This window comes from Anaeromyxobacter sp. SG17 (assembly GCF_022690695.1).
Lineage (GTDB): Bacteria > Myxococcota > Myxococcia > Myxococcales > Anaeromyxobacteraceae > Anaeromyxobacter > Anaeromyxobacter soli.
In genome coordinates this window covers 82,918-96,294 of sequence record NZ_JALCYX010000001.1, presented here as the reverse complement: position 1 = coordinate 96,294, position 13,377 = coordinate 82,918, and the positions used below count along the sequence as shown (strand labels likewise).

Genomic DNA, 13,377 nt, shown 5'->3' with positions numbered 1-13,377 from the left:
TTCCTGTGCACCCGGGGTGTAGTACGCCGGCGCTCCGCGCGCGCCGCCGGGTCGGGGCGCTCCCCGACGTGGCTCCTCAGCGGGCCGCCGACCGGCCGGCCTCCGCGGTCGCGGTGCGGCGGGCCGCCCGGGCGATCGCCGCGAGCGCCAGCCCCTCGAAGAGGAGGTGGCTGGCGAGGTGGCTCGTCAGGTCCGCGTGATCGAGCGGCGGACAGACCTCCACCACGTCCATGCCGACGAGGCGCAGCCCCGCGAGCGCGCGGAGCAGCCCCAGGGCCTCGCGCGAGGACAGCCCACCGGGTACCGGCGTGCCGGTGCCGGGGGCGAACGCGGGATCGACCGCGTCGACGTCGAAGGACACATAGGCTGGCCGCTCCCCGATCGCGAGGCGGAGCTCCTCGGCGAGCCGGCGGACGCCACGCTCGGAGATCACCTCCACGGGGTGGAGGCGCGCGCCGCGCGAGCGCCCGGGGTGTGCATCCTCCGCGCCGCCCCAGCTCCCCCGGATCCCGATCTGGTGGAGCTGCCCCTCCGCCACGAGCCCCTCGTCGAGCGCGTGTCGGAACGGCGTCCCGTGGTGGAAGCGCTCGCCCCAGGTCTCGGGCCCGGAGGTGTCGAGGTGCGCGTCGACGTGGACCACCGCCACGGGACCGTGGCGCGCGGCGACGGCGCGCAGGGCGGGGAGGGCGATGGAGTGATCTCCGCCCACGAGGAACGGCACGCAGCCCGCCGCGAGCACGCCCGCGACGGAGGCCTGCACCGCCTCGCGCATCGCCGCCGCGTCGAACGGCGGGAACACCACGTTGCCGCCGTCCACCGCGGGGAGCGCGTCGAACACCTGCAGCTCGTGGCCGGGGTGGTATCCCTGGACGAGCGCGCTCACGCGCCGCACCGCGAAGGGGGCGAGCCGCGCGCCGGGCTGGTAGGTGGTGCCGCCGTCGAACGAGACGCCGAGGAGGACCGCCGCCGTCCCCGGCGGGACCTTCGCGGCGGAAGCGGTGGGCAGCCGGAAGAACGGGATCTGCCCGCCGCTCAGGTACTCGAACGCGGATGCCTGTGGCATCAGGGCTCCTTCAGGAGACGTACGACCTCCGCATGGACCGCCTGCGCGAGGTCCCGGGCGCGATCGCCGGAGGTGGGGAGGATCGACGTGCCGAGTCGGACGACGGCGCGCGCGCGGCGGCGCGACGCGACCGTCAGGTAGTGCGGGAGGAACGTGGCGTCTCCGACCCACGCCAGGCTGGGGGGATCGTAGGCGAGCGCCACGGGGACGACGGGCACGCGGGCGCGAAGGGCGAGCCCGAACATCCCCGGCCGGAACGGCAGCACGTCCGTGCCGTCCGTCGTCGTGCCCTCGGGGAAGTTGAGCACGCTCACCCCGTGCGCGAGCGTCTCCGCCGCGGTGACGAGGGCGCGCGCGCCGCTCGCCGGATCGCTCCGGCAGACGAAGACCACCCCGAGCTCGCGCGCGATCGTGCCGATCACCGGCCAGCTCGCGACGTCGAGCTTGGAGACGGGCGCGCAGGGCAGCAGGCTCGCGACCACCAGCGGATCGAGCCAGCTCACGTGGTTCGCGGCGAGGATCACCGGCCCGAACGGCAGCGGACCGTCCGCCTCCACCTCGATGCCGTGGAGGTCGAGCACGCGGCGCGCCGCGTCCCGGAGGACGAGCGCGCGCTCTCGGGCGCCGTCCTGCGATGCGACGCTCGGGAGCCCGCGGACCCGGCCGGCCGTCTCGAGGGTGGTGAGGCCGAGCCCGGCGAGGCGCGCCCCCGCGCGCGCGACGCGCCGGGAGGCGGGGTCCCGGGCGGCGGGAGCGAGCCGGACGAGCTCGCTCATGCCGCCCCCGCGATCACCGCCTGGCGCTCCACGATCCCGAGCCTGCGCATGCGCGTCTCGAGGCGCTCGAACGCGGCCCGCTCGATGCGCGACACGATCCGCCGGTCGCCCGGTCCGTAGAAGTCCTCCCGGATCTCGACGTCGCGGGCGCCCAGCGCGGCGTGGAGCGCGCGCGCGGCGACGTTGTCCTCCTTCACCGTGAACCAGCACGCGTCGACGCGCGTCCCCAGCTCGGCGACGAGCGCGCGGAGGAGCTGGACGGCGACGCGAGACCCCTGCAGGTCGGGGGCGATCGCCAGGGTCGTGCAGTACGCCTCGCGCCCGCGCACGAAGCAGAGGACGTAGCCGACCGCGCGCCCCTTCTCCTCGGCGACGAAGCAGGTGTCCGCGAAGAACTCGCAGCAGAGCCGCACGTAGTACGGCCCGAGCACCGACTCGCCGTGCCCGCCGAAGACCTCCTCCTCGAGGCGCATCAGCTCGGCGAAGTCGTGGGACCGCAGGGGTCGGATACGGCGTTCGGTCATGGAGATCCTCCAGGGGGGGAGCGCGAACGGTAGGCGGGCTCCGTGAAAAGAGCGGGACGGGCACGCGACGGGGACGTGAACCCGTCCGCGGCGCGCGAATTCACGAGGGCGTGATCGTCCCGCCACCGGCGCGTCACCTGCGCGGAGTGAGCTGCCGGGGCAGGAGGACCGGTGGAGCGAACGCTCGCGCACATCTCGGATCTGCACCTCGGCCGCGACCGGCGGACGGACGCGAACGTGGCCCGGCTGGCGGTGGCCCTCCGCGAGGCCGAGGTGGACGCGGTGCTCGTGACGGGCGACGTCACCCACCGTGGACGCCGCGCCGAGCTGGCCGCCTTCGAGGCGATCTTCGCGCCGCTCCGCGACCGGACCGTCGTCGTGCCGGGCAACCACGACCGGCTCGGCGAGGACGTCGCGCGCCGCCTCATGCCGCCCGTCAGGGTGGCCGTCGAGGCGCGGCCCGGGCTGCACGTGGTCCGGCTCGACTCCACGGCCCCCCACAACCGGGCGCTCCTCTCGGCTCATGGCGAGCTCTCGGACGGCGACATCGCCGCGGTCGATTCCGCGGTGCGTGCGGCGCCGCCGGGCACGCTCGTCGCCCTCATGCTGCACCACCACCTGCTCCCGCTCCCGGAGGATCACCTCTCGGAGCGGCTCGCGAGCTGGCTCGGCTGGCCCAACGCGGCGGAGCTCGCCCGCGGGCGGGACCTGCTCGAGGCGCTCGCCGGCCGCTGCGATCTCGTCGCCCACGGTCACCGGCACGCGGCGTCCTCCGTCGTGCTGCCGTCCCGCGCCGGTCGGCCGCTCCACGTCATGAACGCGGGGAGCACGCCCGAGCTCTGCTCCTGCCGCGTGCTCGTCCACGCGCACGGCCGGATCGTCGCCGAGCGCCGGCTCGAGCTCGACCGCCCGAGCGCGGCGCCGGCCGCCCGGCCGCTGCCGGCCGCTGCCTGATGGCGCTGGCGCTGCCCGCGCGCGACGGGCACGCCCAGGCGAGCAACGCTGAACCGTCACCTGCCCGTCGCGGCGGAGCCACGCCGGCCGTCCAGGATCTTCCGGTGCGACGCCCGCGCGCGGCGTTCGCGGAACGGGAGACCTCCTTGCCGAGCCATCCGACCCTCGCTCTCTTCGCGGCCGCGGCGGTGGGCCTCGTCTTCCTCTCGGTGCAGTGCGTGGCCCTGCGGCGGCACCTGCGGGAGCCGGCCCGGACGCCGCGCCACACCCCGCCGATCTCCATCCTGAAGCCGCTCTGCGGGCTCGACGACGGCCTCGCCGCGAACCTCGCCTCGTTCGCCGCGCTCGACTACCCGGACTACGAGGTGCTCCTCGGCCTCCGGAGCGTCGAGGACCTCGCCCTCGGGCCCGCGCGCGAGGCGGCGCAGCGCTTCCCGGGCCGCTTCCGGATCGTCTTCCAGCGCGGTGAGCCGGGCCTGAACCCCAAGGTGAACCAGCTCGTCACGCTCGCGCGGGCCGCGCGGCACGGCGTGCTCGTGGTGTCCGACTCCAACGTGCGCGTCGAGCCCGGCTACCTCGCCGGCATCGCGGCCCTGCTCGAGGACGAGGCCGTCGGGCTCGTGACGCACCCCATCGCCGGCGTGGGCGAGGCGCGCGTCGGCTCGCTCCTCGATCACCTGCACCTCGCCGGCTCGGTCGCGCCGGGGGTGGTGGCCGCGAAGCGGCTCGTCGGTCGCGACATCGTGGTGGGGAAGTCGATGGCGTTCAGGCGGCGCGACCTCGAGGCGCTCGGGGGCTTCGAGGCGGTGAAGGACGTCCTCGCCGAGGACTACGTGCTCGGGCTCCTCGTGGGCCGCGCGCTCGGGAAGCGCGTCGCCGTCGGGCAGCGGCCGATCCAGAACGTGAGCGAGCGCCGGACGGTCCGGGACTTCGCGGCGCGCTACGCACGGTGGAGCGTGCTCCAGCGGCAGGCAGTGGGACCGTTCGTGTACTCCGCGCAGGCGCTCCTGAACCCGGTGCTGCTCGCCTCGGCGGCCGCCCTGCTCGAGCGCACGCCGGCCTCGCTCGGGCTCCTCGCGACGACCTGCGCGGCGAAGGCCGCGCTCGACGGGGCGTCGGCGCGGGCGCTCAGGCCGTGCGGCTTCCGGGTGCGCGAGCTCGCGCTCGTCCCGGCGAAGGACCTCGTCATCGGTGGGGCCTGGATGTGGGGACTCCTCCGCCGCGACGTGGCCTGGCGGGGCACGCGCCTCGTCGTGCGGCGCGGCACCCGCATCGAGCCCGCGACCCTCGCCGCGGTCGAGTGCGAGACGGCGGTGCGCGCGTGAGCCTCGCCTCCTCGCAGCCGCTGAGCCTGGGCGCCGCGGGTCGCCCGCCGGAGCGCGCCGACGGGACCCCCGACGCCGAGCGCGACGGGTCGCCGCCGTCACTCGGTCGGCTCCTCACCGGGGACGCGTGGGTCGCGCCCGAGGAGCGGGTGCAGGACGTGGCGCAGCTCTTCTTCGGACGGCCGGAGCTGGAGGCCGTCGCCCTCGTCGCCGACGAGCGCCCCGTGGGGCTCCTCACGCGCGGCCGGCTCCTCGTGAAGCTCGCGCGCAACTTCGGCCACGAGCTGTACGCGAAGAAGCCGGTGACCCGCATCGCCGACCTCGCCCCGCTCGTGCTGCCCCACGACGTCCCGCTCGCCACCGCGGTCGAGCGCGCGCTCGAGCGCGACGCGGCGTCGGTCTACGACGAGGTGATCGTCGTGGACGCGCTGGGCCGGTACCTCGGGTACTCCTCCGTTCGCGAGCTGGTGCAGGAGCAGGGCGCGGCCCTCGAGCGCACCGCGCTCGAGCGCGAGGCGGCGGTGGCGCGCGCGAGCGATCTCGAGAAGGTGGATGAGCTCCGGTCCCGGTTCCTCGCCCACGCCACCCACGAGCTCCGGTCGCCGGTGAACGCCATCGTGGCGCTCGCGGAGCTGGTGCGGATGGCCTGCGAGCGGGAGAACCTCGAGCAGGTGCGGGCGAAGCTGCCGATGCTGCTCCGCGCGGCCGCCACGCTCCGCGGCACCGTCAACAACATCCTCGACCTCTCGAAGGTGGAGGCGGGGCGGATGGACGTGTCGATCGGCCCGGTGGACCTCGCCGAGCTCGTGGCGGAGGTGGCGGCCACGGCGCGGCTGCTCCTGGGCGAGAAGCCGGTGAGGGTGGAGGTCGAGGCCGCCGGGGCGCCCGTCGTCGCCTCGGACGCGCAGAAGGTCCGCCAGATCCTCGTGAACCTCGTGTCGAACGCGGCGAAGTTCACCGACCGCGGCGCGATCCGCGTGAGGGTCGGGAGGGGGGAGGGGGGCGGCGCCGCGGTGTCCGTCGCCGACACCGGGTGCGGCATCGCCGAGGCGGATCTCCCGCGCCTGTTCGTCCCGTTCGGCCAGCTCGAGGACGCGGCCACGAAGTCGCACCCGGGGACGGGGCTCGGCCTCGTCATCACCCGCTCCCTCGCGGAGCTCCTCGGCGGCCGGGTCGAGGTCGCGAGCCGGCGAGGCGAGGGCAGCACGTTCACCGTTCACCTGCCGGGCACCCCGCCCCCGAGGAGAGCGCCATGAGCCGAGCCAGGATCCTCGTCGTGGACGACGACGAGATGCACCTCGTCTGCACGAAGGAGCTGCTGGAGGCGGAGGGCTACGAGGTCCTCGTCCACGTGGGCGCGTTCGGCGCCACGCAGCAGGTGCTCCTGAACGCGCCCGACCTGGTCCTCGTGGACGTGAACATGCCGGCGCTCTCCGGCGAGGGGCTCGTGGCGGTCCTCCGGGGGCGGGAGAAGACGCGCGGCGTGCGCATCCTCCTCCACTCGTCCAACGACGAGCAGGCGCTCAGGAAGGTCGCGGCGAGGCTCGCGATCGACGGCTGGGTGCCGAAGGGCGATCCGGGAGAGCTGCGTCGCAGGGTCGCCGACGTGCTGCGCTCCGGCCAGGCAAGACCACGCTGATCGACCGCGCCTCGGCGACGGGGCTCTTCCGGGGGTCACGCCTTGACGCGTTCGCGCGGGGGCGCTCAACTCCGGGTCCATGACCTTCGCAGTCGCGGCCGACGCGTACGACCGGTACATCGGGCGTTACTCGCGCGAGCTCGCGCCGCGCTTCCTCGACTTCGCGGGCGTGCAGGCGGGGCCCGTGCTCGACGTGGGGTGCGGGCCGGGCGGGCTCACCGCCGTGATGGCGCAGCGCTTCGGGGCGGTGAAGGTCGCGGCGGTCGATCTCTCCGAGTCGTTCGTCGCCGCGTGCCGCACGCGCGTCCCGGGCGCCTACGTACGCCTCGCGTCCGCCGAGGCGCTCCCCTTCGCCGACGGCACGTTCGAGGCGGCCCTGTCGCAGCTCGTGCTGACCTTCGTCAAGGAGCCGGACCGGATGGCGGCCGAGCTGCGCCGGGTGGTCCGTCCCGGCGGCGTCGCGGCGGCCTGTACGTTCCAGGCGGAGGGCTTCGCCCTCGTCCGGACGTTCTGGGAGGCCGCGAGGCGCTTCGACCCGAACGCACCCGACGACGCCCGGCTCCCCTTCCGCCGCATGCCGGAGCTCGTCGCGCTGTGGGAGCGCGCCGGCCTCCGCGACGTCGCGACCGGCCACATCGACCTCGAGGAGCGCTACGCCGACTTCGACGATCTCTGGGCGCCGTTCGCCTTCGGGATCGGGCCGGCCGGCGGCTACCTCGTGGCCCAGCCCGAGGAGCGGCGCGCCGCGATCCGCGAGGCGTACCGCGAGCTCCTCGGCGCGCCGACCGCGCCGTTCTCGCTGCCCGCGCGCGTCATCGCGGTCCGCGGGCGGGTCTGACCGCGTCGCTCGCGGCGGCCCGCGCCGGGCCGTCGCACTCGCCGAGCACCCGCAGCCACTCCGACACCTGCCCGAACACGAGGAACGCGTCGTGGACGCGGCGCTGCCCGTTCTGCCCCCAGACGAAGCGCTGCTTCGGGTCCGCCAGCATCTCGTCCAGGACCTGCGCGAGCTCCTCGGGGTCGTCCGGGTGCGTGACGAGCCGGCCGTCCACGCCGTCGCGGATCTGCTGGCGCAGCCCCCAGGCCTGCGTCCCCAGGACCGGCACCGCCTTCCACATCGCCTCGGTGGCCGTGAGCCCGAAGCCCTCGCGCAGCGAGTTCTGCACCACGACCGTGGAGCAGCGCTGGAGGGCGTTCACCATGAGCGCGTTCTCCTTCACCGAGGCCATCGGCAGCGTCAGGACGGCCACGTCCGCCTGCGCGCCCGGCTCGAGGGCCCGGTACGCGGCGGTCAGCTCGGCCAGCACCTCGCGCGCCTCGGGATCGTCCTGGATCGCCGCGGGGTCCGGCCCGGCGAGCACGAGACGCACGATCTCCAGGCGGCGCCGGTGCCTCGGAGGGTGAGCCCCGTCGCCCGCGCGGCGCTTCAGGGCGAGGAACCCGTCGAGCAGCGGCCGGAACCCCTTCAGCCGATCCCAGCGGGAGACCTGGGTCACCACGGGGCGGAACAGGAGCCCGATGTCGCTCGGCTGATCCGCCGGCGCGAACGTGCCGTCGGACCGGAGCCGGAGCGCCGGGTGCGCGAACGGCGGGGTCAGCACGGGGTGGGCGCCGGCGACGAGCGCGGAGTTGCAGAGGACACCCACGAGCTTGTGGGGGGAGAGCTCGCGGTTCTTGTGGCCGAGCGGGTCGATGGTGGGGCGCATCACCGAGGCGCGCGCTGCGAGGAACCCGGGGACGTACTCGGGGGCCGAGAAGATCGCGTGATCGTGACGTTCGGCGTACGGCCGGAGGAAGGTCCACGCGGCGCTCGCGATGGGCGACTCCACCTCGAGGCCGATGTGGCAGCGCCAGATCGCGTGCAGCCCCGGCATCGCCTTCAGGAGCGCGCCCGCCCCGAGCGGCTGCGGATCGTGCACGACGAGGATGTCGCCCGGCGCGAGGAGCGGACGCAACGCGTGGGCGCACTCGCTGCTCACGCTCTCGTAGAGCTCCCGCTCCGAGGGACCGAGGCGCGGGTCGCCCTCTCCGTGGAGGAGCGCGTGGAGGCGCTTCGTGAGCGCGAAGAACTCCGGGCGGTCCGTCCGCATCACCACCCACTCGGTGGCGACCCCCAGCTCTCGCATGATGGAGATGAGCCGGGGCATCATCTCCGCGACGCCGCCGCCCTGCCGCGTCGAGCTCAGCATCCAGACCCTTCGCCCGGCGAGCTTCGGGACGCACGGCTCCGCCTCGGACCGAAGCTGCCGCACGCCTTCGGCGAGATGCAGGAACCGGGTGTAGTCGTCGAGCCCGACGTGCTCCTCGAGCTCGACCCGTTCGATCATGGCGCGCCTCGAGCAAGGGCCTGCTGGCCCGGGTGAACCCATCCCACGATCACCGCCGATCATTGTCACTCGCCCGACCCGCTCGCGCACGACCTCGGCGGAGCAGGTCGCTTCCCGATCCGTGTCCGCCGTGTCCGGGCGGCGCTCGCGCGCGACGTAACGGATCCCGCGGCCGGAGACACCCGGCGCCATGACCCGGGCAGCGCCCGCGATCCCGAACCCTCGGAGGACCAGATGGACAAGCGAAACCCAGCAGACGTCGAGCACCGCATCGCGAAGATCGAGGCCGCAGGCACCGCCATCCTGCGCTATGGAGTCGTGTTCCTGCTCCTCGCGTTCGGCGGGCTGAAGTTCGCCGGGTTCGAGGCGAAGGCGATCCAGCCGCTCGTCTCGAACAGCCCGTTCATGAGCTGGCTGTACGCGATCCTGAGCGTCCAGGGCGTCTCGAACCTCGTCGGCGTCATCGAGCTCGCGGCGGGGCTCCTCATCGCCTCGCGGCGCTTCTCGCCCGTGGCGTCGGCGATCGGCAGCGCGCTCGCGACCGTCATCTTCGCGACCACGCTCTCGTTCCTCTTCACGACGCCAGGCGGGCTGTCGCCGCAGGGCCCCGCGTTCGGCTTCCTCGTGAAGGACCTCGTCCTGCTCGGCGCGTCGGTGTACACGGCGGCCGAGGCGCTGCGCGCGGCCCGGGGCCGGACCGCGGTGGTCGCCCCGGCCCTCGCGGGGCTCGCGAAGCCTGCGTCCCACGCGGCGTCCTGAGCACGAGCGGCCGCAACGGGAGAGAGCCCGCCACGCCTCCCCCCGGAGCGGGCTCCCCCGGTCCGGCCGGCCGCGCACCTCGCGCGGCCCGGCCGGTCCGGGCCTTTGCGCGCCTCGGAGCGCCTCAGCCCGGGATCCCGGCGAGCCGCTCGAGCGCCGCGATCATCGTGCCGAGGAGCGCGTTCACGGGCGTCGCGATCCCGTGTCGCCGGCCGAGCTCGACGACCGCGCCGGCGAAGATCTCGACCTCGGTCTTCCGCCCGGCCTCCACGTCCTGGAGCATGGAGGTCTTCCCGCCCGGCGCGAGGGTCGCGAGGATGGGGAAGATGCGCTCCACGTCCTCGGGGCCGAGCGCGATCCCCTCGCGCGCGGAGAGCGCCACCACCTCCAGCGCCGCGGCGCGCGTGAGCTCGCGGATCTCCGGGACGGCGCCGAACGCGCGATAGGGGACCCGCAGGACGGCCGAGACCTGGTTCACCCCCACGTTGAGCATGAACTTCCACCACTGCTCGCGGAGGATGTCGGCGGGGACCACGGCGGGGATGCCGGCGCGCGCGAGGAGCGCCTCGACCGCGACCACGCGCGGATCGCCCCGGTCGTTGGAGGCCGCGCCGAAGACGAGCCGGCCGATGTTCGCGTAGCGGACGTGGGTCCCTTCCCGGACCACGTCGTTGCCGACCACGAAGGCGTGCAGCACCTTCTCGGCCCCGAACGCGCGCGCGAGGGCCGCCTCGCTCGTGATGCCGTTCAGGAGCGGGAGGATGATCGTCCTCTCGCCCACCCGGGAGCGAACGTCCTCGATCGCGGCGGCGAGCTGGGGGTGCTTCACCGCGACGAGCAGGAGGTCGGCGGGCGGACCCGGCTCGCCGGGCGCGATCACCCGCACGTCGATGCGCCGTCCATTCACGGTGAGTCCCTCCCGCAGGAGGCGCTCGCGGCGCTCACCGCCCGCGACGACGGAGAGGTCCGCGCCGTCCGTGTCCTGGAAGCGCTCGGCGTAGGCGCTGCCCACCGCCCCCGCGCCGCAGATCACCACGCGCTCGAGCGTTCGCATCGGCGCTCCCGGGGCGCCGCGGGGAGTTGATGGCATTAGAGGATTCTAGCCGATGGGCTCTGGCGGCCCGCCGTACGCCGCACCCCCGCCCGGCGCGTAACGAAACCCCGCCTCCCTCGTACCTCCCGAAGCGATGCCTCGCTCCAAGCAGCCCTGGCTCATCCGGACCACCCACTGGGCCAACCTCGTCTTCCTCGTCGTCATGGCCGGGAGCGGGCTCCGCATCCTGGCCGCGTACCCCTTCCTCGGCGAGCGCGGCCGGGACTACGGCTGGTATCTGCTGCAGGGCATGCGCCCGCCCGACGCCCTGACGATCGGCGGGTGGCTCGCCGGGGCGCGACACTGGCACTTCGCCTTCGCCTGGCTCTTCGTCGCGAACGCGCTCGTCTACGGCGTGTATCTCTTCGCGAGCGGCGAGTGGCGGCGGCGGCTCTTCTCCCCGCGCCGCGACGCGCGGAACGCGTGGGGCACCCTCCTCCACGATCTGCGGCTGCGCAGGGAGGCTCCGCCGCCGGTCGGCCTCTACAACGGCATGCAGCGGCTCACGTACACGGGGGTCCTCGCGGCCGCTCCGCTCCTCGTCCTCTCGGGCCTCGCCATGTACAAGCCGGTGCAGCTCTCGCTCCTCACCGCGCTCCTCGGCGGTTACGACGCCGCCCGCGCCATTCACCTGCTCGTGCTCGCGGGGCTCGCGCTCTTCACCGTCGTCCACGTGGTCCAGGTGGTGCTCCACCCGCGGACGCTCGCCGGCATGACGGTCGGGCGGGACCTCGGCCCGGAGGAGCGCCGGGCTCCGCGGGAGACGCGGCTCCCGGAGGAGGCGCCATGAGCTCGACGCGACGGAACTTCCTCTCGGGTGGGCTCCGCTCGGCCGGGCTCCTCGCGCTCGGCGGGCTCGCGTGCGACGGCGATCGCCCGCACGCGGGGTTCCTCGGCCTGATGGAGAACGTCAACGAGCGCTTCCAGCGCGCGCTGTTCGATCCGGGCCGGCTCGCCCCCGAGCTCTCCGAGGGGGAGGAGAGCGCCCCCGAGGACTTCCCGGCGTACAAGATCTCGAGGGAGCTCCCCGTCGCGCCCGCCGGCTGGGCGCTCGCGGTGCGGGGACTCGTCGCGCGCCCGCTCACCCTGTCCGTCGCGGAGCTCCGGCGCCTCCCGGCCACGCGCACGCGCGTTCGCCACCACTGCGTAGAGGGGTGGTCCGCGGTCGCCTCCTGGGACGGCGTCCGCCTCGCCGAGCTCGCCCGGCTCGCCGGCGTCGACCGGCGGGCGCGCTACGTCGAGTTCCGTTCCTTCGACTCCGGGTACTGGTCGTCCTGGGACCTCGAGAGCGCGCTCCACCCGCAGACGATCCTCGCGTACGGGATGAACGGCGCGCCGCTGCAGCGGGAGCACGGCGCGCCCTTGCGCCTCTACTCCGCCGTGAAGCTCGGCTACAAGATGGTGAAGTACCTCACCGAGGTGAGCTTCCTCCCGGTGCGGACCGGCGGGTACTGGGAAGACCAGGGCTACGAGTGGTTCGCAGGCGTGTGACGGTGGCGCCGCCCGCCACGGGCGGCCCCCAGTCCGGCAGCGCGGCGCGGGGACGGCGTCGCGGGGCCTCCGCGGGCTGCGCTCACTTCGCCCGCGCCCGGTGCGGCACCGGGCAGGAGAGGGCGCCGTGCTTCTCGTCCCACTGCTGGTGGTAGTCCTCCGCCACCCAGAACGGGCCGGCCGCCGCGATCTCCGTCGTGATCGGGTCCGCGAGGTGCTTCTGCTCCTCGGCGCGCGAGGCGAGCGCCGCGGCCTGCTGCTCTGGACCGAAGGTGAAGATGGCGGACCGGTACTGGCTGCCGCGATCCGGGCCCTGGCGATCGCCGCTCGTCGAGTCGTGGGTCTTCCAGAAGAACGCGAGCAGCTCCGGGTAGCTCACCTTCGCGGGATCGTACTCGAGGAGGACCGCCTCGGCGTGGCCGGTGGTGTTCGTGCACACGTCCTCGTAGCTGGGGTTCCGGGCCCGCCCGCCCGTGTAGCCCACCGCGGTCGCCACGACGCCGGGCACCTTGCGGAAGCGCTCCTCCACGCCCCAGAAGCAGCCCTGGGCGAAGATCGCGAGCTGGTTCTTCCCGGAGGCGACGAGCGCCGTGCCGTGGCCGACGTGGCCCGGCTTCGTGCCCACGCTGGGGTTGCCGATCTGGCCGTCGCCTCCGCGCCCGGCGCGGGCGGGAGCGCCGAGGAGCTGGACCGTCGCGACGGCGGCCGCGAGGGCGCCGAGGAGCAGGGCAAGCTTCACGGGCTCGTCCTCCCGTCGCTCGAGGGCGCCGTGGCGTCCACCGACTCGAACATGGGCAGGAACCTCGCGTACCCCTCCTCGGCCAGCCGCTCGACCGGGACGAAGCGCAGCGCCGCGGAGTTCATGCAGTAGCGCAGCCCCGTGGGCGGGGGCCCGTCGTCGAACACGTGGCCCAGGTGCGAGCCGGCCTGCCGCGAGCGGACCTCGGTCCGCGTGAAGAGGAGGCTGCGATCGCTGCGGGTCGAGATGCTCGCGGGATCGAGTGGACGGGTGAAGCTGGGCCAGCCCGTGCCGGAGTCGAACTTGTCGAGAGAGCTGAAGAGCGGCTCGCCGGAGACGACGTCCACGTAGATGCCGGCCCGGTGCTCGTCCCAGTAGGCGTTGCGGAACGCCGGCTCGGTGCCCTCCTGCTGCGTCACCCGGTACTGCTCGGGAGAGAGGCGCCGGTGGAGCTCCTCGTCCGACGGCTTCCGGTAGGTCGACATCTTCGAGGTCTCCTGCGCGACGGCCGGGCGGGGCGCCGCTTCGGTCCCGCCCGCTCGAGCCCCACAGGCGAGGGTGGACAGCCAGAGGAACGCGAAGACGGCTCCCGGATGGCTCGCGTGCGGCATGTGCTCGCTCCGTTCGTTCCCTCCAGGAACGTGCGCTCCTGGGGTGCTCCGAGTACGCGCGACCGGAGGCGCCGGT

The 13,377-nt window shown here is 74.4% G+C and carries 15 protein-coding genes; 8 read left to right on the top strand and 7 right to left on the bottom strand.

What is annotated here, in order from left to right; translation table 11 throughout:
- Nucleotides 1-76: 76 nt before the first annotated feature.
- From speB to MNY60_RS00480, 3 genes are read right to left on the bottom strand one after another with little or no spacing between them, the layout of a single operon-like run.
- Nucleotides 77-1,063, bottom strand: a complete 987-nt coding sequence (speB, locus tag MNY60_RS00490; RefSeq protein ID WP_242338236.1) for an agmatinase — start codon at nucleotides 1,061-1,063, stop codon at nucleotides 77-79.
- Nucleotides 1,063-1,839: a 1-acyl-sn-glycerol-3-phosphate acyltransferase gene (locus MNY60_RS00485; RefSeq protein ID WP_242338238.1), complete on the bottom strand. Its 777-nt coding sequence runs from the start codon at nucleotides 1,837-1,839 to the stop codon at nucleotides 1,063-1,065. Before MNY60_RS00485 ends, speB begins: the two co-directional genes overlap by 1 nt.
- Nucleotides 1,836-2,363 carry a GNAT family N-acetyltransferase gene (locus MNY60_RS00480; RefSeq protein WP_242338240.1) on the bottom strand — a complete coding sequence of 176 codons (528 nt, stop codon included), beginning with the start codon at nucleotides 2,361-2,363 and terminating at the stop codon, nucleotides 1,836-1,838. The genes MNY60_RS00485 and MNY60_RS00480 overlap by 4 nt, the downstream gene beginning before the upstream one ends.
- A 171-nt stretch (nucleotides 2,364-2,534) precedes the next feature.
- On the opposite strand from MNY60_RS00480, the gene MNY60_RS00475 reads away from it, so the two are divergent.
- The 5 genes from MNY60_RS00475 to MNY60_RS00455 all read left to right on the top strand — a co-directional run bounded on the left by MNY60_RS00475 (nucleotide 2,535) and on the right by MNY60_RS00455 (nucleotide 7,119).
- The gene (locus tag MNY60_RS00475) at nucleotides 2,535-3,317 is read left to right on the top strand and encodes a metallophosphoesterase (RefSeq protein ID WP_242338243.1); all 783 of its coding nucleotides are present in this window, start codon (nucleotides 2,535-2,537) and stop codon (nucleotides 3,315-3,317) included.
- Between the two features lie 146 nt (nucleotides 3,318-3,463).
- Nucleotides 3,464-4,642: a glycosyltransferase gene (locus MNY60_RS00470; protein ID WP_242338245.1), complete on the top strand. Its 1,179-nt coding sequence runs from the start codon at nucleotides 3,464-3,466 to the stop codon at nucleotides 4,640-4,642.
- Nucleotides 4,639-5,898, top strand: a complete 1,260-nt coding sequence (locus MNY60_RS00465; protein WP_242338247.1) for a HAMP domain-containing sensor histidine kinase — start codon at nucleotides 4,639-4,641, stop codon at nucleotides 5,896-5,898. Before MNY60_RS00470 ends, MNY60_RS00465 begins: the two co-directional genes overlap by 4 nt.
- Complete coding sequence (locus MNY60_RS00460; protein ID WP_242338249.1) at nucleotides 5,895-6,281, top strand: response regulator; 387 nt, start codon at nucleotides 5,895-5,897, stop codon at nucleotides 6,279-6,281. Before MNY60_RS00465 ends, MNY60_RS00460 begins: the two co-directional genes overlap by 4 nt.
- Before the next feature lie 79 nt (nucleotides 6,282-6,360).
- Entirely contained in the window at nucleotides 6,361-7,119 is a 759-nt protein-coding gene (locus tag MNY60_RS00455; protein ID WP_242338251.1) for a class I SAM-dependent methyltransferase, read from the top strand.
- On the opposite strand, the gene MNY60_RS00450 is transcribed toward MNY60_RS00455, so the two are convergent.
- Complete coding sequence (locus tag MNY60_RS00450; RefSeq protein ID WP_242338253.1) at nucleotides 7,094-8,608, bottom strand: glycosyltransferase; 1,515 nt, start codon at nucleotides 8,606-8,608, stop codon at nucleotides 7,094-7,096. The two genes, MNY60_RS00455 and MNY60_RS00450, sit on opposite strands and share 26 nt — an antisense overlap.
- A 234-nt stretch (nucleotides 8,609-8,842) precedes the next feature.
- Here MNY60_RS00450 and MNY60_RS00445 point away from each other — a divergent pair, with 234 nt between their 5' ends.
- Nucleotides 8,843-9,367: a YkgB family protein gene (locus MNY60_RS00445; RefSeq protein WP_242338254.1), complete on the top strand. Its 525-nt coding sequence runs from the start codon at nucleotides 8,843-8,845 to the stop codon at nucleotides 9,365-9,367.
- Nucleotides 9,368-9,491: 124 nt separating this feature from the next.
- Here the strand turns inward: MNY60_RS00445 and MNY60_RS00440 are convergent, their stop codons facing one another.
- The gene (locus MNY60_RS00440) at nucleotides 9,492-10,421 is read right to left on the bottom strand and encodes a ketopantoate reductase family protein (protein ID WP_242338257.1); all 930 of its coding nucleotides are present in this window, start codon (nucleotides 10,419-10,421) and stop codon (nucleotides 9,492-9,494) included.
- Nucleotides 10,422-10,554: 133 nt separating this feature from the next.
- On the opposite strand from MNY60_RS00440, the gene MNY60_RS00435 reads away from it, so the two are divergent.
- Nucleotides 10,555-11,250 (top strand): cytochrome b/b6 domain-containing protein, encoded by a 696-nt coding sequence (locus MNY60_RS00435; protein WP_242338258.1) that lies wholly within the window; start codon nucleotides 10,555-10,557, stop codon nucleotides 11,248-11,250.
- The gene (locus MNY60_RS00430) at nucleotides 11,247-11,951 is read left to right on the top strand and encodes a molybdopterin-dependent oxidoreductase (RefSeq protein WP_242338260.1); all 705 of its coding nucleotides are present in this window, start codon (nucleotides 11,247-11,249) and stop codon (nucleotides 11,949-11,951) included. Before MNY60_RS00435 ends, MNY60_RS00430 begins: the two co-directional genes overlap by 4 nt.
- A gap of 82 nt (nucleotides 11,952-12,033) precedes the next feature.
- Here the strand turns inward: MNY60_RS00430 and msrA are convergent, their stop codons facing one another.
- Together msrA and msrB are read right to left on the bottom strand one after the other, a co-directional pair.
- Entirely contained in the window at nucleotides 12,034-12,690 is a 657-nt protein-coding gene (gene msrA / locus MNY60_RS00425; RefSeq protein ID WP_242338262.1) for a peptide-methionine (S)-S-oxide reductase MsrA, read from the bottom strand.
- Nucleotides 12,687-13,175, bottom strand: coding sequence for a peptide-methionine (R)-S-oxide reductase MsrB (gene msrB / locus MNY60_RS00420; protein ID WP_242352973.1), 489 nt, complete (start codon nucleotides 13,173-13,175; stop codon nucleotides 12,687-12,689). The genes msrA and msrB overlap by 4 nt, the downstream gene beginning before the upstream one ends.
- Between the last annotated feature and the right edge of the window lie 202 nt (nucleotides 13,176-13,377).

Bases quoted from the DNA above. Each gene is read 5' to 3' on its own strand.
- MNY60_RS00440 (WP_242338257.1), bottom strand. From the start codon at position 10,421: ATGCGAACGCTCGAGCGCGTGGTGATCTGCGGCGCGGGGGCGGTGGGC.
- msrB (WP_242352973.1), bottom strand. From the start codon at position 13,175: ATGTCGACCTACCGGAAGCCGTCGGACGAGGAGCTCCACCGGCGCCTC.
- MNY60_RS00445 (WP_242338254.1), top strand. From the start codon at position 8,843: ATGGACAAGCGAAACCCAGCAGACGTCGAGCACCGCATCGCGAAGATC.
- MNY60_RS00460 (WP_242338249.1), top strand. From the start codon at position 5,895: ATGAGCCGAGCCAGGATCCTCGTCGTGGACGACGACGAGATGCACCTC.
- MNY60_RS00450 (WP_242338253.1), bottom strand. From the start codon at position 8,608: ATGATCGAACGGGTCGAGCTCGAGGAGCACGTCGGGCTCGACGACTAC.
- MNY60_RS00435 (WP_242338258.1), top strand. From the start codon at position 10,555: ATGCCTCGCTCCAAGCAGCCCTGGCTCATCCGGACCACCCACTGGGCC.
- MNY60_RS00485 (WP_242338238.1), bottom strand. From the start codon at position 1,839: ATGAGCGAGCTCGTCCGGCTCGCTCCCGCCGCCCGGGACCCCGCCTCC.
- MNY60_RS00430 (WP_242338260.1), top strand. From the start codon at position 11,247: ATGAGCTCGACGCGACGGAACTTCCTCTCGGGTGGGCTCCGCTCGGCC.
- speB (WP_242338236.1), bottom strand. From the start codon at position 1,063: ATGCCACAGGCATCCGCGTTCGAGTACCTGAGCGGCGGGCAGATCCCG.
- MNY60_RS00480 (WP_242338240.1), bottom strand. From the start codon at position 2,363: ATGACCGAACGCCGTATCCGACCCCTGCGGTCCCACGACTTCGCCGAG.
- MNY60_RS00455 (WP_242338251.1), top strand. From the start codon at position 6,361: ATGACCTTCGCAGTCGCGGCCGACGCGTACGACCGGTACATCGGGCGT.